This is a genomic window from Burkholderia pseudomultivorans, assembly GCF_001718415.1.
Lineage (GTDB): Bacteria > Pseudomonadota > Gammaproteobacteria > Burkholderiales > Burkholderiaceae > Burkholderia > Burkholderia pseudomultivorans_A.
In genome coordinates, this window is the sequence record NZ_CP013377.1 from 2,385,832 (window position 1) to 2,402,003 (window position 16,172).

15 protein-coding genes are annotated in these 16,172 nt (G+C 68.2%); 7 read left to right on the forward strand and 8 right to left on the reverse strand.

What is annotated here, in order from left to right:
• Positions 1–29: 29 nt before the first annotated feature.
• Positions 30–1,577 carry an amino acid permease gene (locus WS57_RS10270; protein ID WP_059480782.1) on the reverse strand — a complete coding sequence of 516 codons (1,548 nt, stop codon included), beginning with the start codon at positions 1,575–1,577 and terminating at the stop codon, positions 30–32.
• Positions 1,578–2,121: 544 nt separating this feature from the next.
• Here WS57_RS10270 and WS57_RS10275 point away from each other — a divergent pair.
• From WS57_RS10275 to WS57_RS10290, 4 genes are all read left to right on the forward strand, one after another.
• Positions 2,122–3,654 (forward strand): sensor domain-containing diguanylate cyclase, encoded by a 1,533-nt coding sequence (locus WS57_RS10275; RefSeq protein WP_059518933.1) that lies wholly within the window; start codon positions 2,122–2,124, stop codon positions 3,652–3,654.
• A 210-nt stretch (positions 3,655–3,864) separates the two neighbouring features.
• Complete coding sequence (locus WS57_RS10280; protein WP_040130334.1) at positions 3,865–4,932, forward strand: FUSC family protein; 1,068 nt, start codon at positions 3,865–3,867, stop codon at positions 4,930–4,932.
• A 276-nt stretch (positions 4,933–5,208) separates the two neighbouring features.
• Complete coding sequence (gene argG, locus WS57_RS10285) at positions 5,209–6,546, forward strand: argininosuccinate synthase (RefSeq protein ID WP_040130335.1); 1,338 nt, start codon at positions 5,209–5,211, stop codon at positions 6,544–6,546.
• Positions 6,547–6,793: 247 nt separating this feature from the next.
• Positions 6,794–7,288 (forward strand): hypothetical protein, encoded by a 495-nt coding sequence (locus WS57_RS10290; protein WP_059518930.1) that lies wholly within the window; start codon positions 6,794–6,796, stop codon positions 7,286–7,288.
• 60 nt (positions 7,289–7,348) lie between these two features.
• Here WS57_RS10290 and WS57_RS10295 read toward each other — a convergent pair whose 3' ends face one another.
• From WS57_RS10295 to WS57_RS10305, 3 genes are all read right to left on the reverse strand, one after another.
• Positions 7,349–8,344 carry a LysR family transcriptional regulator gene (locus WS57_RS10295; protein WP_059518928.1) on the reverse strand — a complete coding sequence of 332 codons (996 nt, stop codon included), beginning with the start codon at positions 8,342–8,344 and terminating at the stop codon, positions 7,349–7,351.
• Positions 8,345–8,458: 114 nt separating this feature from the next.
• Positions 8,459–8,875: a hypothetical protein gene (locus WS57_RS10300; RefSeq protein ID WP_059518927.1), complete on the reverse strand. Its 417-nt coding sequence runs from the start codon at positions 8,873–8,875 to the stop codon at positions 8,459–8,461.
• A 116-nt stretch (positions 8,876–8,991) separates the two neighbouring features.
• Entirely contained in the window at positions 8,992–9,798 is an 807-nt protein-coding gene (locus WS57_RS10305; protein WP_059601207.1) for an AraC family transcriptional regulator, read from the reverse strand.
• Between the two features lie 171 nt (positions 9,799–9,969).
• On the opposite strand from WS57_RS10305, the gene WS57_RS10310 reads away from it, so the two are divergent.
• The gene (locus WS57_RS10310; RefSeq protein WP_069244150.1) at positions 9,970–10,596 is read left to right on the forward strand and encodes a LysE family translocator; all 627 of its coding nucleotides are present in this window, start codon (positions 9,970–9,972) and stop codon (positions 10,594–10,596) included.
• A complete protein-coding gene (locus tag WS57_RS10315; RefSeq protein ID WP_069244151.1) occupies positions 10,593–11,360 on the forward strand; it encodes a class I SAM-dependent methyltransferase in 768 nt (255 codons plus the stop codon). The genes WS57_RS10310 and WS57_RS10315 overlap by 4 nt, the downstream gene beginning before the upstream one ends.
• Before the next feature lie 37 nt (positions 11,361–11,397).
• Here WS57_RS10315 and WS57_RS10320 read toward each other — a convergent pair whose 3' ends face one another.
• The 4 genes from WS57_RS10320 to WS57_RS10335 form a co-directional block, all read right to left on the reverse strand.
• The gene (locus tag WS57_RS10320) at positions 11,398–12,087 is read right to left on the reverse strand and encodes a DUF2848 domain-containing protein (protein WP_069244367.1); all 690 of its coding nucleotides are present in this window, start codon (positions 12,085–12,087) and stop codon (positions 11,398–11,400) included.
• A 73-nt stretch (positions 12,088–12,160) separates the two neighbouring features.
• Positions 12,161–12,547, reverse strand: a complete 387-nt coding sequence (locus WS57_RS10325) for a hypothetical protein (RefSeq protein ID WP_060300135.1) — start codon at positions 12,545–12,547, stop codon at positions 12,161–12,163.
• A gap of 43 nt (positions 12,548–12,590) precedes the next feature.
• On the reverse strand, positions 12,591–14,069 hold the full coding sequence (locus WS57_RS10330) for a 4-hydroxyphenylacetate 3-hydroxylase family protein (protein WP_069244152.1): 1,479 nt from the start codon (positions 14,067–14,069) through the stop codon (positions 12,591–12,593).
• Positions 14,070–14,104: 35 nt separating this feature from the next.
• Positions 14,105–14,629, reverse strand: a complete 525-nt coding sequence (locus WS57_RS10335; protein ID WP_059518917.1) for a flavin reductase family protein — start codon at positions 14,627–14,629, stop codon at positions 14,105–14,107.
• 275 nt (positions 14,630–14,904) lie between these two features.
• Between WS57_RS10335 and WS57_RS10340 the strand changes: the two genes are divergently transcribed.
• Positions 14,905–16,128, forward strand: coding sequence for an IscS subfamily cysteine desulfurase (locus tag WS57_RS10340; RefSeq protein WP_069244153.1), 1,224 nt, complete (start codon positions 14,905–14,907; stop codon positions 16,126–16,128).
• Positions 16,129–16,172: the final 44 nt, after the last annotated feature.

Sequence of the window (16,172 nt, forward strand, 5' to 3'; positions counted from 1 at the left end):
CGACGTCGCGTCGCGACTGCCCGCCCGCTTCAGGCCACCGTTTCCCGCTCGGTCGCGGGACTCGCCTGCACGCCGCGCTGTCCGCGACGGTTCTCGGCCACCCACGGCGCGATCTCCATCTCTTCGTAGCGCACGAAGCGACTCTTGTTCGCGAGCCGGTAGCCGAGCCACACGACCAGGAACAGCGGAATGCCGACGTACGTCGCGACGACGCCCGCCCAGTCGATCCGGTTCGCGAGAAACGCCTGATAGTCCTGCCCGAGCGCGATCACGAGACACAGCACGAACGCGAACAGCGGCCCGAACGGAAACCACTTCGACTGGTACGGCAGCTGGTCGACCGCATAGCCCTGCTTCACGTAGCCCTTGCGGAACCGGTAATGGCTGACCGCGATGCCGAGCCACGCGATGAAGCCCGTCATCCCCGACGTGTTCAGCAGCCACAGATAGACGGTCTTGTCGCCGTACAGCGACGTGAAGAAGCACAGCGCGCCGACCGCGGTCGTCGCATACAGCGCATTGCGCGGCACGCCGCCCGGCGACAGCTTCGCGAACAGCTTCGGCGCGCGGCCCTCGGTCGCGAGGTTGTACAGCATCCGCGTCGATGCGTACATGCCCGAGTTGCCGGCCGACAGCACGGCCGTCAGGATCACCGCGTTCATCACGCCGGCCGCGAACGCGAGGCCCGCGTGGCGGAACACCAGCGTAAACGGGCTCACGCCGATATCGGTCACGTCGGTCTTCAACAGGTTCGGGTCGGTATACGGAATCAGCACGCCGATCACGAAGATCGCGAGCACGTAGAACAGCAGGATCCGCCAGAACACCTGGCGCACCGCGCGCGGAATCGTCGTGCGCGGGTTTTCCGATTCGCCGGCCGCGACGCCGATCAGTTCGGTGCCCTGGAACGAGAAGCCCGCGATCATCGCGACGCCCATCATCGCCGGCAGGCCGCCCGCGAACGGCGCGTCGCCGATCGTCAGGTTGCCCCAGCCGTTGCCGGGCGCGCCCTTCAGAATGCCGAAGATCATCAGCAGGCCGACGCCGATGAAGGCGACCACCGTGACGACCTTGATCAGCGCGAACCAGTATTCGGCCTCGCCGAAGCCGCGCACGGTGAGCGCATTGAGCAGGAACATCACGCCGAGGAACGCCGCGCTCCACCAGATGCCCGGCACGTCCGGAAACCAGTAATGCATCACGAGCTGCGCGGCGACCAGCTCGACCGCGATCGTCACCGCCCAGTTGTACCAGTAGTTCCAGCCGAGCGCGAAGCCGAAGCCTTCGTCGACGTATTTCGCGCCATAGGTCGCGAACGAACCCGACACCGGCATGAAGGCGGCCATTTCGCCGAGGCTCGTCATCAGGAAGTACACCATCAGGCCGATCAGCATGTACGCGACCATCGCGCCGCCGGGGCCGGCCTGCGAGATCGACGCGCCGGACGCGACGAACAGGCCCGTGCCGATCGAGCCGCCGATGGCGATCATCGTCAGGTGGCGCGCCTTCAGCGCGCGATGAAGCTTGGGTCGGTTCGCGGGCGAACCGGCTTGGTCGGAATTCGGGAGTGCGGACATAAACGAGACGAACGTTGAGCGGGCCGCTGGCAGTCGGGGCCGGCGTGCATCCGGCATCGGGCGCGCTGCGCCGCCGGCGATGCATTCGATGTGGCCCCGATGCGCGCTGCGCGCCGGGCGCCTGCGGCGAAGCGCGGATTCTACCTGATTCGCCGGAGGGACAGCTCGCGCGGCACCGCGCGCGCTCGCGGGCAGGCTTTGCAGAATCAACGGCTTGGACGCGTCCGCAATGACGAATCGCGCGGTATGCGCCAGTCGCCCTGTCGGAAACCGACAAAAACCGGATTAATGGAAATGTCCGCCCACACGCCGGCAAATAATCAGACAAAATGGCGCACGCCAATAATCGATTCAATTCGGATCCGGCCCCACCCGTAACGGCATTCGGTAATGGGGCGTAATCGTATCGAACGGCATTTGGCCGTGCGCATTTTGTCGCGCGTCGTCGAATCGCAAGGTTTTCGCGAGATAATGCGCGTTAATTCGAAATAATCAGCACGGGGAATCGCGACTGCGCGAATATTCCTCCGCCCGCCCACCGAGGATGAAGTCACACCCACTGTTCGCCGCGCTGCGCCGCCATACCGCATCCGTCGTGGCCCGCGTCCTGTCGCCCCGCGGCGTGCTCGTGGCGGGCATCGTCCTGCTGCTGTTCAGCTGGGGCCTTTCCGCGTCGCTGCTGATCGAGGCGCGGCGCGACGCGTATGAGCACGCGATCGAAAATGCACGCAACCTGATGCTGCTGATCGAACGCGATATCGCGCGGAATATCGAGCTCTACGATTTGTCGCTGCAAAACGTCGTCGACGGCATTGCCGATCCCGAACTGATGGCATTGCCGCCGCGCCAGCGACATCGGCTGCTGTTCGACCGTGCCGCGACCGGCGCCTATCTCGGCTCGATTTTCGTCATGGATCCGCACGGCAATATCGTCGTCGATTCGGGCGCATCGCCGCCGCGACACGGCAATTACGCCGACCGCGACTATTTCACCGCCCATCGCGACCGGCGCGTGCAGGGCCTGTATATCAGCCGGCCGTATGCGTCCCGGCTGCGCGGCGGCGCGCTGACGATCGCGCTCAGCCGCCGCATCGACCGTCCGGACGGCACGTTCGGCGGCGTCGTGGTCGGCACGCTCAGCCTCGACTACTTCCGCGCGCTGCTCGACGGCCTCGCGGTCGGCGAGCACGGCTCCGCGGCGATCGTCGAGGAGAACGGCATGCTGGTGAGCCGCCTGCCGTACGACGCGCGCGTGGTCGGCCTCGACCTGCACGATTCGCCGCTGTTCATCGAATCGCGCCGCAGCCGCGACGGCGTGCTGCTCGGCATCGGCGCGATCGACGGCGTGCGGCGCATCTACGTCTACCGGCAGCTGGCCGGACTGCCGCTGATCGTCGACGTCGCGCCCGCCGAGACCGACGTCTATGCGTCGTGGCGCCATCGCACGATCTCGATCGTCGTGCTGATGAGCCTGTTTACGGGGTTCATCGCGTGGGGCTCGCTGCTGCTGTCGCGCGAGCTGAAGCGGCGGCAGCGCGCCGAATCGAAGCTGTACCGGCTCGCGCACACCGATGCGCTGACCGGCCTCGACAACCGCGGCACCTTCGACACGGTGCTCGCCAACGAGGCGCGGCGCGCGGCCCGCGCCGGCCGGCCGCTGTCGGTGCTGTTCGTCGACGTCGATCACTTCAAGGCGTTCAACGACTATTACGGCCACCTCGCCGGCGACGACGTGCTGCGCCGGGTCGCGCAAAGCGCATCGCGCTGCCTGCGCCGCGACAGCGACCAGATCGCGCGCTACGGCGGCGAGGAATTCGTCGTCACGCTGCCGGACACCGACGCGCACGGCGCGGCGACCGTCGCCGAAGCGATCCGGCGCGCGATCGCGGCGCTCGACATCGAGCACGCGAAGAGCCCGCACGGGCGCGTGACGGCCAGCATCGGCACCGCGACCGCCGAAGACGGGCGCACCGCGCCCGCGACGCTGCTGCGGCTCGCCGACGACGCGCTGTATCGCGCCAAGTCCGGCGGCCGCAACCGCGTGGAGGACGCCGAGCGGAGCGCGGCCGACGCATGACGCGGCGCGGCGCCGCATCGCCGCATCGCCGCATCGCCTCACCGCATCACCGCATCACGTCTCCGCATCTCCGCCACACCTCGCGCAGCCGCCCGCGCCCGCCGTGGACAGCCCGCGCGCGTTCGGCTAGCGTTACGTCTGCCCGCATGGCGATGCGGCGCCGGCCGGCGCCCGCGCCGCCGCGCGCCTTCCCGGCCACTCCGCTCCGCCATGACCGCCCCGTTCCCTGCCCGGCTGCCGCCCTTGATCCGCGGCGCGCTTCGTCCGCTGCTCGATCCGTACCGCCGCTACCGCCACGCGAAGCTGATCCATGCGGCGCGCGTCGCGCTCGCGATTCTCGTGTCGATCGGGCTGTCGACGGGGCTGCGCGTGCCGCACGGCGAATGGTCGACGATCACCGTGCTGATCGTCGTCGGCGGGCTGCAGCATCACGGCAACATCCGCAAGAAGGCAGCCGAGCGCGCGCTCGGCACGTCGATCGGCGCGCTCGCGGGGCTGCTGCTGATCCTGCTGCATTCGGCCGTGCACGCGCCGCTCGCGATCTACGGGCTGATGGCGATCGCGTGCGGCGTCTGCGCGTATCACGCGATCGGCAAGGCCGGTTATATCGCGCTGCTGTCGGCGATCACGATGGTGATCGTCGCCGGGCACGGCGACAACGAGATCGTCGACGGCCTGTGGCGCGCGGTGAACGTGCTGACCGGCATCGCGATCGCGCTGGCGTTCTCGTTCGCGCTGCCGCTCTATGCGACCTATTCGTGGCGCTACAAGCTCGCCGACCTGCTGCGCACGTGCGCGGCCGTGCACGTGCGGCTCGCGGGCGACCGCCACGTGAGCGACGACGTGCATCTGAAGGAGATGGCCGCGCTCAGCGCGCTGCTGGTCCAGCTGCGTTCGCTGATGCCGTCCGTGTCGAAGGAATGCGGGATCTCGATGGTGCAGCTGGAGGCGATCCAGCGCAGCCTGCGCCTGTGCATCAGCACGCTCGAAATCCTGTCGAGCGTGCTGCCGGCCCGCGACGATGTCGCGGCCCGTGAATACCTGCGCGTCGGCCTGAAGGGCGTGAACCGGCAGATCCGCGACACGCTCGTCGGCGCGAGCCGCGCGCTCAAGTTCGGCACGCCGAGCCGGCTCGCGCCGCGCCGACAGCCCGCCGCGCTGTCGGGCGACGTGCCGCCGCAGCTGCTCGGGTACGTGTCGGTCATGCTGAAACTGGCCGGCGAGGTCGACCAGCTGCGCGAGAAACTGCTGGATAGCGCACGTGCGTGGAATATCTGATTCGGGCGCGCGAAGAAATCTTTCAATTTCCATACAAGGCCGCGCACCTGGCGGATTCCGCCCCGCTTTTCCGCCCCGTTTTCATCGTTTTGCTGTCGTTTCGCGTCGCGGCGACCGTCGCGCCCGACGCACCGCGAACCGGCCGTCAGGCCCGCCGCGACGGGCCGCAGCCGCGGTTCGGGCTAAAATCAGGCCTTGCCCCAACTTCCCGGACAGCCGATACTCGCATATTCCGCGAAATACGATCCCACCGGACTTCAATCCACGGCAATTCCTATGAGCACGATTCTCGAAAGCCTCCCGACCGGCCAGAAGGTCGGTATCGCCTTCTCCGGCGGCCTGGACACCAGCGCCGCGCTGCACTGGATGAAACTGAAGGGCGCCGTCCCGTACGCATACACGGCGAACCTCGGCCAGCCCGACGAAGACGATTACGACGCGATCCCGAAACGTGCGCTCGAATACGGCGCAGCCGGCGCGCGCCTGATCGACTGCCGCGCGCAGCTGGTGGCCGAAGGCATCGCGGCGCTGCAAAGCGGCGCGTTCCACATCACGACGGCCGGCGTCACGTACTTCAACACGACGCCGATCGGCCGCGCCGTGACGGGCACGATGCTCGTCGCCGCGATGAAGGAAGACGGCGTCAACATCTGGGGCGACGGCAGCACCTACAAGGGCAACGACATCGAGCGCTTCTACCGCTACGGCCTGCTCGTCAATCCGGACCTGAAGATCTACAAGCCGTGGCTCGACCAGACGTTCATCGACGAGCTCGGCGGCCGCGCGGAAATGTCCGAGTTCATGAACCAGGCCGGCTTCGCGTACAAGATGTCGGCCGAGAAAGCCTACTCGACCGACTCGAACCTGCTCGGCGCGACGCACGAGGCGAAGGACCTGGAAAGCCTCGAAAGCGGCATCAAGATCGTGAACCCGATCATGGGCGTCGCGTTCTGGCGCGACGACGTGAAGATCGCCGCGGAAGAAGTGACGGTGCGCTTCGAAGCCGGCCAGCCGGTCGCACTGAACGGCGTCGAGTTCAAGGACCCGGTCGAGCTGCTGCTCGAGGCGAACCGCATCGGCGGCCGTCACGGCCTCGGCATGAGCGACCAGATCGAGAACCGCATCATCGAGGCGAAGAGCCGCGGCATCTATGAAGCCCCGGGCCTCGCGCTGCTGTACATCGCCTACGAGCGTCTCGTCACCGGCATCCACAACGAGGACACGATCGAGCAGTACCGCGAGAACGGCCGCCGCCTCGGCCGCCTGCTGTACCAGGGCCGCTGGTTCGACCCGCAGGCGATCATGCTGCGCGAAACGGCGCAACGCTGGGTCGCGCGCGCGATCACCGGCGAAGTGAAGATCGAACTGCGCCGCGGCAACGACTACTCGATCCTCAGCACCAAGTCGCCGAACCTCACGTATCAGCCGGAACGCCTGTCGATGGAGAAGGTCGCTTCGACGTTCTCGCCGCGCGACCGGATCGGCCAGCTGACGATGCGCAACCTCGACATCACCGATACGCGCGACAAGCTGCGCGTCTATACGCAAGTCGGGCTGCTGACGCCGGGCGAAGCATCGGCGCTGCCGCAAATCAAGGGCGACAGCGGCGAGTAAGCCGCCGTTCGCCGGACCGGGCCGCGCACTCGCGCATCGAGCCCGGTCGGGCAGGCCGCATGTGCGTCGTTGCATGCGCGGCCTGCCGTTCTTCCGCCTCTCCCCCGCTTTTTCCTGCTGTCCGGCGTGTCGATGTCGCGAGTCGCGACGTGGTCCGTCACCGCTCCCGGCTCCACTCGCGCCAACGACGCTGCAACGCTGCCGCGATCGTGGCAAGCTACGCTTCGTCCGATCCATCCGCGTCCTCATGCATTCGCTCACCGTCATCCACCTGAACGGCCCGATCAACAGCGGCAAGACGACGCTCGGCCTCGCGCTCGCGCGCCGGCTGCCCGACGCCCGCTTCATCGACGGCGACGATCACGATGCGCCCGACGATGCGCCGTTCGACGTGCAATGGGCGATCGCGCTGGAGCGCCTCGTCACGCAGATCGCGAATGCGCGCGAACGCTGTCTGGTGATCGCCTATCCGATCGGCGATGCGGAATTCGCCCGCCTGCGTACGGCCTGCGACGCACGTGGTGCGCGCCTGTTCGTCGCGACGCTCGCGCCGCCCGAGGCGGTCGCGTCGTCCGATCGCGGCACGCGTGCGCTGACGGACTGGGAACGCCGGCGCATCGCCGAGATGTATCGCGAAGGCTATGCGTCGCGCGCGTTCAGCGATTGCCTGATCGATACGTCGGCCGCGTCGGTGGAAGCGTGTGCCGACGACATCGCGCGACGCGTCGCAGCCGGCGCCTAGCGGAACGCCCTGGCGCGCAACGCGCGCACGCGGCGCGTGCCTGCGTCGATGCGGTCGCGCTCAGGCGACCGCCGCCGACACTTCCGCAACCGGCGTATCACCGCGCCCCGGCGCGAGCCACCTCGCCGCCAGCCCGGTCACGAACCCCGCCTGCTCCCGCGCGGCCGCGTCGAACCGCTCGGCGATCCAGTCGACGAATGCACGCACGCCGGGCGACACATGCGGACGCTTCACATAGACGGCCGACACGGACACCGCCGACGGCCGCCACTGCGGCAACACTTCCCGCAGCTGCCCCGCATCGATCAGCGGCTGCGCGACCGCCCGCGGCGGCTGGATCAGCCCGAGCCCGTGCGCGCCGCATGCCAGGTACGCGTGCTCGTCGTCGACGCCGACGATGCTGTCGAGCCTGAGCTTGCGCACCGCGCCGTCGACCACGAAATCGCATTCGGCCGCGCGCGGCCCGGACCCCGACGTCCGGCCCACCGCGCGATGCGTGCCGAGCTCGTCGAGCGTGCGCGGCGTGCCGCACCGATCGAGATACGCGGGACTCGCGCAGGTCACGCGTTCGAGCGCGCCGAGCGGGCGCGCGACGAACGACGAATCGGGCAGCTCGCCGAGGCGGACGCTGCAATCGACCGCGTCGCCGACCATATCGGCCGCGCGCGCGGACACGCCCAGCATCAGCATGAGGTCGGGATGCCGCGCATGAAACGCGCCGAGCGCCGGCAGCACGATCGCACTCGCCACCGGGCCCGGCAGGTCGACGCGCAGCGGCCCGCTCGGATGCCGCGCGGCGCGGCGGATGCTCGCCTCGAGCTCGTCGACGTCCGCCGTGATCCGCAGGCAGCGCCGGTAGTACGCGTCGCCTTCGGGCGTCGTACGCAGCGCGCGCGTCGTGCGCACCAGCAGCGGCATGCCGAGCGCCGTTTCCAGCTCCTGCACGGTGCGCGTCGCGGTCGCGCGCGAAATGCCGAGCGACAGCGCCGCGCGCGTAAAGCTGTTCATCTCGACGATGCGCGCAAAGATGCGCATCGCGCGAATCGGATTGTCCACCGGAATACCCTGCCTGGTTGCCGCATGCGGCGACGCGCTCGTCCGCGCCGCCGCTGCATGTCGAAGGAATCCATGCGGGCGCGTCACCCTGCGCCCGCCGGTACGCGCGGCCGTTCAGCCGTTGATCGGCTCGGCAGCGCGCGCGGGCTCGGCGAGCAGCCGTCGTGCCAACGCGAGCGCATCGTCGCGGTTTGCGGCCGCGCTCAGCGGATAGCCCCAGACTTTCTCGAACGCGCCGGAGAACGCGTCGAGCGCCGCGCGCCGCTGCGCGTCGGGCTCGATTGCGATCATCGCGGGAATCGATGCGCGCGACTGCGCGCGGTTGGCCTTGCTCCATTTCGCGAGCTGCTTGCGCAGTTCGTGATCGTCGGCGCCGCGATCGCCGGCCGGCGCGTCGTCGGTCAGGAACACGAAGCGTTCGCGCCGCGCGAGCAACGCGTCGAGTTCGGCAAGCAGCGCCGCGGGGTCGCCCGACGACGCAGGCGTGTAACGCAACCAGACAAACGGGAATTCAGACGTGACGATCTGCATGTCGACCTCCAGATGAGAACGATTCTCATTTTATGGAGCGACGCCGATCGCGTCATTTTTCGCGCCGGCCAAGCGCTTGCTCAATCCGGCCAAAACGCGGGCGACCGGGCCCGCGCTCAGCGCTGCCGGTCGCTCAGGTACTGGGTCGGCGACTTGCCCGTCGCCTTGCGGAACATCGTCACGAAGCTGCTCGCGCTTTCGTAGCCGAGATCGATCGCGACCTGGTGCACGCGACGGCCGGTCGTCAGCATCTGCAGCGACAGCGCGACATGCAGCCGCCGGCGCCAGTCGCCGAGGCTCATGCCGAGTTCCTTCGCGGCGAGCCGCGTGAGGCTGCGCTCGCTGATGCCGGCGCGCCGCGCGAGTTCGGCGAGCGGCGACTTGTCGGCCGGCTCGTCGAGCAGATGATCGATCAGCTTGCGCAGCCGGCGATCGACCGGCATCGGCAGGTACAGATCCTCGACCGGCGCCGCGACCAGCTCGTCGAGCAGCGTCGCCATCAGGCGGCCCTGCGGCCCGTCGACGTCGTACAGGTTCGGAAAGCTCGCCGCCTTCAGCAGCAGTTCGCGCAGCAGCGGCGACACGCCGAGCGTGCAGCAGCGCGTCGGCAGCGCGAGCGCGGCGTCCGGCTCGACCAGCACCGCGTAAAACTTCGCGCCGGCCGAGCCGCGCGCCGCATGCGGGACGTCGCCCGGAATCCACACCGTGCATTGCGGCGGCGCACTCCATACGCCGCCGTCGATCTCGCAATAGATGACGCCGCTCAGCGTGTAGAGCAGCTGCGCGTGCCGATGACTGTGCCGCTCCAGCCGCCATTCGGGCTCGACGACCGAGCCGCCGAACAGCATGAGCGGACGCGGCGCCGGAGCATCGGCGAGGCTCACCGCCGGATCGGCGACGGCGCCGCGGGGAAGGTTTTGCATGGGACGATCAGCGAAGAAGAAAGGCCGCGCGCCGCAGCGCGCCGTTTCTCCGCGCTTATACCAGAAAGGCGACAACGCTGCCGCGCCGCGACCGGCCGCTTCGGCAAGCGCGCATCGAAACGCATACAATGCGGCAGACCACCGCCGCTGCGCCACCTCCCCGGAGCCGCCATGTTCGACCTGACCACGCTGACCACCTTCACCGCCGTCGTTCTCGGTCTGTTCCTGATTCCCGGTCCTGCGGTCCTGCTCGTGCTGAGCCGCACCGTGCAGGGTGGCCGCCGCACCGGCATCCTGACCGGCCTCGGCGTCGCGAGCGGCGACTTCGTCCATACGCTGTTCGCCGCGGTCGGGCTGTCCGCGCTGCTGATGACGTCCGCGCTCGCGTTCAACGTCGTGAAGTGGGTCGGCGCCGCGTACCTGACCTATCTCGGCGTGCGCGCGCTGCTCGACAGGCCGTCCGATCCGTCGCTGCCGACGGTGTCGCCCGTCACGCCGCTGAAGGCGTATCTGCAGGCGATTCCGGCCGAAGTGCTGAATCCGAAGACCGCGCTGTTCTTCCTCGCGTTCATGCCGCAGTTCGTGCATCCGGAGCGCGGCTCGACCTTCGTGCAGTTCGCGGTACTCGGGCTGATCTTCGTCGTGCTCAGCTCGCTCTACACGACGCTGATCGCCTGCGCGATCCGCCCGCTCGGCCGCGTCGTGAAGCGGCTGACGTGGCTCACGCGCTGGCAGGGCAAGATCATCGGCTCGATCTTCATCGCGCTCGGGCTGCGCGTCGCGGTGCAGCAGCGGTGACGGGCGGCGGCGCGGTCGCGCCCGCCGACGAGACGCTGTACACCGACCCGCGCCTCGTCGCGGTCTACGACCTGTTCAATGCGGGCGACCACGACTTCGCGTTCCATGCGTCGCGCATCGGCGCCGCACCGCAGCGCATCCTCGACGTCGGTTGCGGGACCGGCACGTTTGCACGCCGGCTCGCGGCGGCCGGGCATGACGTCGTCGCGATCGATCCGGCGCCGGCGATGATCGAGCACGCGCGTCGCCAGCCCGGCGCGGAGGCGGTGCGCTGGCTCGCGTGCGATCTGTGCGGCCTGCCGCCCGGCGCGCCGTTCGACGCGGTCGTGATGACCGGGCATGCGTTCCAGTGCCTGCTGACCGACGACGACATCGACGCGACGCTGCACGGCGTGCGCCGCATCCTCGCACCCGGCGGCCGCTTCCTGTTCGAGACGCGCAACCCGCGTGTCGAACCGTGGCGCGCATGGACGCCGCAGCAGTCGGCGCGCCGCGTGGATTCGCCCGAAAGCGGAATCGTCGAGCTTCATCACGCCGGCTGCGAAATCGACGGCGCGATCGTGTCGTTCGACACGCACTACCGGTTCCATCGTGACGGCACGCAGCTGAAAAGCGCGAGCCGGCTGCGCTTCATCGCGCAGCGCGACCTGCATGCGCGCGTGCTCGGCGCCGGCTTCTCCGGCGTCGAGTGGTGCGGCGACTGGCATGGCGCGCCGTTCGACGAAGCGACCAGTGCGGAGATCATCGCGACCTGCCGCGCGTGAATCGCGAACGCACGCACGCGCTCGCCCTGCGCCGGTCTCACCCCGCGACCGGCATCGTCTCCACCGCATACGCATGGCGGATCGTGCGCCCGAGCACCGGATCCTCCAGTTCGATCTCGAAGCGCTCGGCCGGCCGGATGCCGCCGATCGCCGCGAGCGTGCCGCCCAGCATCGCGGTGCCGTCGACGAAGCGGCCGCCGTGGTGCGCGAACTGCGCAAGCAGATCGTCCGGCGCGCGCATCGCGGCGACGCTGCCCTGCTGATACAGCACGCGCTCGCCGTCGATCGTCGCGTACGCACGCAGCACCAGCCGGTCCCAGTGCGCCGCGACGTCGTCGAGGCGCCACAGCGTGTTCGCGCACGGCTTGCCGCACATCTGCTTCGACACGGTGATCCCGTACGTCTCGACCTCGCGATCGGTGTGATCGGACGCGATCCCGACGAAGGTCTCGCCGCCGTCGCGCACCAGCACGAATTCCGCTTCGCCGCTGCTCTGCCCGCCCGACACCTGGATCGCCGGCGCCGGATCGAGGCGGTCGGCCGCGACGCGATAGAACACCGGCGTGGTCGCCGGACGCCTGACGCCGAGCGCTTCCAGCTCGCGAATGTGCTTCTCCATGGCCGCCGTGTCGCGCCCCGTCCAGCCGGCGATCACGAGCGTGTCGATCGCGATCGCGCGCTCGGTCGTGCCGTCGCGATCCTCGATCGCGAATGTGATGGTTTTCATCGAATGCTCCTCGTGGCGGACGGCGCGCGGCACACGCGCCGCCGTCCGCGCGGGTTCGTGAACCGGTCGCGACTCAGGCCGGGTCGTAGTAATGGATCTCGAGCAGCACGCAGCCGCCGTTCGACTTGAACGGGCCGTGCCATGCGCCGGGCGGGCGCACCGCATACGTGTAGCCGCTGAACGGCGTGCCGCCGTTGCCGTGCTCGTCGTTGCCGACCGTCAGGTCGCCTTCGACGAGAAACACTTCCTCCCAGTAGTCGTGCACGAACGGCTGCTTCGTATGAAGGCCGGCCGGCAGACGCAGCAGCCGCGTGCGGCTGCCGCGCCGGTTCACGGTGTCGAGCGCGCCCGACAGGATCAGCTCCTGCGCGCCGGAAGCCGGGTCATAGCCCTCCGGCAGCCGCCAGTCGCGGCTCATGTCGAGCGTATGGAATTCGTCGTGAAGCTTGTTGATCGCCATGCTTTCCTCCTGTGTGTCGTAGCGAATCGGGTCGATGCCGCCCTCACGCGGCGCGCGGCGTCGACAGTTCCTGGGCCAGCGAATAGCTGCCGAGCATCGAATCGACGAGATGCGACGCGCGCTGCCAGTCGTACGTGCGGTAGGCATGGCCCTTCGTCACGAACGATGCGCCCGCATAGAACAGCTCGTACTGGTTGTGACGCGACGCGAACTCGGAGCCGACCGCGTCCCATGCGAGCTTGAAGAACTTCACGCGCTCCTCGGACGAACACACCGGCGACTTCTGCGTCTTCTCGATGATGCGCAGCAGGTCGGGGTTCTCGAAGTCGCGCACGCTGGACGGCAGCATGATCATTCCGCCGCCGGCCAGTTCGCGCAGCGTGTTGAGCACCTTCGAGTAGAGCTGCTGCGTGACGACCTGCGAGCCGTACAGCATGTTGCGATCGGGCACGTAGTAGCCGTTGACGACGGCGCCCTTCGCCTCCATCCCGTACACCCACGCCTCGACCATCGACGCCTCGGCCGCGAGCTGGCCCAGCGTCTCGCGCACCTGCGGGAACGCGTTGGTGCCGTTCACTTCGGAAATCTTCAGGCCGAGGCCGACCAGGAAACGCAGCTTGGTCATCAGCCGCACCTGGCACTGGTAGTTCTGGTAGACGTGCGCGGGCGTCGCATGGAACTGCTTGGCGCACATCGCGGTGCCGCCCGCGACGAACACGCGTTCCCACGGCACCTTCACGTCGTCGAAGTACAGCACCGCGTCGTTTTCGTCGAAGCGGCTCGACAGCGGGTTGTCGAACACCGACGGCGCGTTCTCCTCGTACGACTTGCGCGACAGGATCTTCATGCCCTTCGCGTTCATCGGCACCGCGAACGACAGCGCATACATCTCGTCGCCGGCGCGCAGCGGCTGGATGCAGCTGCAGAACACCTCGTTGGCCATGATGCCGCTCGTCGCGAGCATCTTCGCGCCGCGCACCGTGATGCCCTCGGCATCCTGGTCGACGATGCCGACCGCGAGGTACTTGTCTTCCTGCTCGTGCGCGGCCTTCGACTGGTTGGCCTGCGGATTGACGATCACGTAGGTCAGGAACAGATCGTTGTCGCGTGCGTAGCGGTAGTAGTCGCGCAGCGCGCCGGCGCGGGCCGGATCGTATTGCTCGAACACGTCGGCGCCCATCACCATCCCCGCGAGGCACGACGCGACGTGGTCGGGCGAGCGGCCCATGAAGCCGTAATGCAGCTCCGACCACGCTTCGAGCGCCGCGCGACGCTCGACGAGTTCGTCGTAGGAGGTCGGCAGCTGCCAGATCCTGCTGACGCGACGGCCCGTGTCGGGCGACGCGAACGTCATCTTCTCGACGTTTTCGTCGCGCGCCTGGTAGTCGTACAGGTTCGCGTAGCTGCGGATCGAATTGCGGAAGGCCGCGTGCGCCGTGACGTCGCCGACCGGCTGGCCGTTCAGATAGACCTGTCGCCCGTCGCGCAGCGACGCGATGTGCTGAGACCCGTTCTTGATCATGATGTCCTCCTGGGTGGAAATGGTTCGGACTGCATTCAGGCCGACGGCGCATGCACGCCGTCGAGCGTGCGGTAGCGGCCGCCGAAGAAAATCAGCGGGCGCCCTTCCGCGCGCGCCCGGTGCCGCGTCACGCGGCCGACGAAGATCACGTGATCGCCGCCGTCGTAGTGCGCGTACGGCGCGCATTCGAACGTCGCGAGCGCATCGGGCAGCAGCACTAAGTCGGCGTCCGGCTCGCCGGCGCGCCAGCCCCACTTGTCGCCGTTCGCCTTCGCGAAGCAGTTCGACAGATGCTGCTGCGTCTCGTCGAGCACGTTGACCGCGTAGCGATCCGCTTCGAGCAGCCCGTCGAGGCTCAGGCTGCGACGGTCGACCGAAAACAGGATCAGCGGCGGATCCAGCGACACCGAATTGAACGACGCGACCGTGATGCCGATCGGCGCTCCCTGCTTGCGCGGCGCCGTAATCACCGCCACGCCCGTCGCGAACATCGACAGCGCGGCGCGAAAGCGCCGTTGTTCGTCCGCGCTCGCGCCGTGGCCGGCCTGGTTCTCGCTCATCTCGCTCTCCTTGAGTTGATCGCGGTTTCCGCCGTGGAACCCGCCCCGACAAACCGCTGAAAATTAGCTTTGTTATTTAGCTTTTATTAAATGTAAACAAAACGGCCGGCTCAAGCTGTCGTAAACCCTGATCTTCAAAGCTTTGTTTAAAAGACAACCCTACTGACGGGATGGATGTTGCGCGGCGCCCGCGAATGTCCACGTACACTGCGCACAACGCATTTCCCCGGGGCTTTCGCGCACCGCGGCAGCCCCTGCCTTCCGGAGTCCGATTCATGTCAACCCAGCCGACATCCCGTCCGATCTACATGGACTACAGCGCGACGACGCCCGTCGATCCGCGCGTGGTCGAGAAAATGGTGCCGTTCCTGCACGTGCAGTTCGGCAACCCCGCATCGCGCAGCCACAGCTATGGCTGGGAGGCCGAGCAAGCGGTGGAGGAAGCGCGCGCGCACGTCGCCGCGCTGCTCGGCGCCGATCCGCGCGAGATCGTGTGGACGTCGGGCGCGACCGAAGGCAACAACCTCGCGATCAAGGGCGCCGCGCACTTCTATCAAGGCAGGGGCAAGCACATCGTCACGGTAAAGACCGAGCACAAGGCCGTGCTCGATACCTGCCGCGAACTCGAACGCCAGGGCTTCGAGCTCACGTATCTGGACGTGCAGCAAAACGGCCTGCTCGACCTCGATGCGCTGCAGCAGGCATTGCGCGCCGACACGATCCTCGTGTCGGTGATGCTCGCGAACAACGAGACGGGCGTGATCCAGCCGGTCGCGGAGATCGGCGCGATCTGCCGTGCGCGCGGCATCGTGTTTCATTGCGACGCGGTGCAGGCGGCCGGCAAGATTCCGGTCGACGTGAACGCGCTGAACGTCGATCTGCTGACCGTGACCGCGCACAAGGTCTACGGCCCGAAGGGCATCGGCGCGCTGTACGTGCGCCGCAAGCCGCGCGTGCGCATCGAGGCGCAGATGCATGGCGGCGGCCACGAGCGCGGAATGCGTTCGGGCACGCTGCCGACGCACCAGATCGTCGGCATGGGCGAGGCGTTCAGGCTGGCGAAGGAAGAGATGGAAACGGAGAGCCGCCGCGTCGGCGCGCTGCGCGACCGGCTGCTGGCCGGGCTGTCGACGCTCGACGAGGTCTATGTGAACGGCGACCTCACGCAGCGGATTCCGCACAACCTCAACGTCAGCTTCAACTTCGTCGAGGGCGAATCGCTGATCATGGGGATCAAGGGCGTCGCGGTGTCGTCAGGCTCCGCCTGCACGTCGGCGTCGCTGGAGCCGTCCTACGTGCTGCGCGCGCTCGGCCGCAGCGACGAGCTCGCGCACAGCTCGATCCGCTTCACGCTCGGCCGCTTCACGACCGAGGCCGAAGTCGACGACGTGATCGCGCAGGTGCGCGACACGGTCGGCAAGCTGCGCGCGCTGAGCCCGCTGTGGGACATGCATCTCGAAGGGGTCGACCTGAGCACGATCGAGTGGGCCGCGCACTGAGCGCGCCGCCGAGCAGGCAGGCCGCCGGCGCATCGGCGCGCGGC

Excerpts from the sequence above, each read along its gene's own strand:
- WS57_RS10335 (WP_059518917.1), bottom strand. The coding sequence starts at position 14,629 with ATGAGCGAGAACCAGGCCGGCCACGGCGCGAGCGCGGACGAACAACGG.
- WS57_RS10340 (WP_069244153.1), top strand. The coding sequence starts at position 14,905 with ATGTCAACCCAGCCGACATCCCGTCCGATCTACATGGACTACAGCGCG.
- WS57_RS10310 (WP_069244150.1), top strand. The coding sequence starts at position 9,970 with ATGTTCGACCTGACCACGCTGACCACCTTCACCGCCGTCGTTCTCGGT.
- WS57_RS10270 (WP_059480782.1), bottom strand. The coding sequence starts at position 1,577 with ATGTCCGCACTCCCGAATTCCGACCAAGCCGGTTCGCCCGCGAACCGA.
- WS57_RS10290 (WP_059518930.1), top strand. The coding sequence starts at position 6,794 with ATGCATTCGCTCACCGTCATCCACCTGAACGGCCCGATCAACAGCGGC.
- WS57_RS10280 (WP_040130334.1), top strand. The coding sequence starts at position 3,865 with ATGACCGCCCCGTTCCCTGCCCGGCTGCCGCCCTTGATCCGCGGCGCG.
- WS57_RS10325 (WP_060300135.1), bottom strand. The coding sequence starts at position 12,547 with ATGGCGATCAACAAGCTTCACGACGAATTCCATACGCTCGACATGAGC.
- argG (WP_040130335.1), top strand. The coding sequence starts at position 5,209 with ATGAGCACGATTCTCGAAAGCCTCCCGACCGGCCAGAAGGTCGGTATC.
- WS57_RS10275 (WP_059518933.1), top strand. The coding sequence starts at position 2,122 with ATGAAGTCACACCCACTGTTCGCCGCGCTGCGCCGCCATACCGCATCC.
- WS57_RS10305 (WP_059601207.1), bottom strand. The coding sequence starts at position 9,798 with ATGCAAAACCTTCCCCGCGGCGCCGTCGCCGATCCGGCGGTGAGCCTC.
- WS57_RS10320 (WP_069244367.1), bottom strand. The coding sequence starts at position 12,087 with ATGAAAACCATCACATTCGCGATCGAGGATCGCGACGGCACGACCGAG.
- WS57_RS10300 (WP_059518927.1), bottom strand. The coding sequence starts at position 8,875 with ATGCAGATCGTCACGTCTGAATTCCCGTTTGTCTGGTTGCGTTACACG.
- WS57_RS10330 (WP_069244152.1), bottom strand. The coding sequence starts at position 14,069 with ATGATCAAGAACGGGTCTCAGCACATCGCGTCGCTGCGCGACGGGCGA.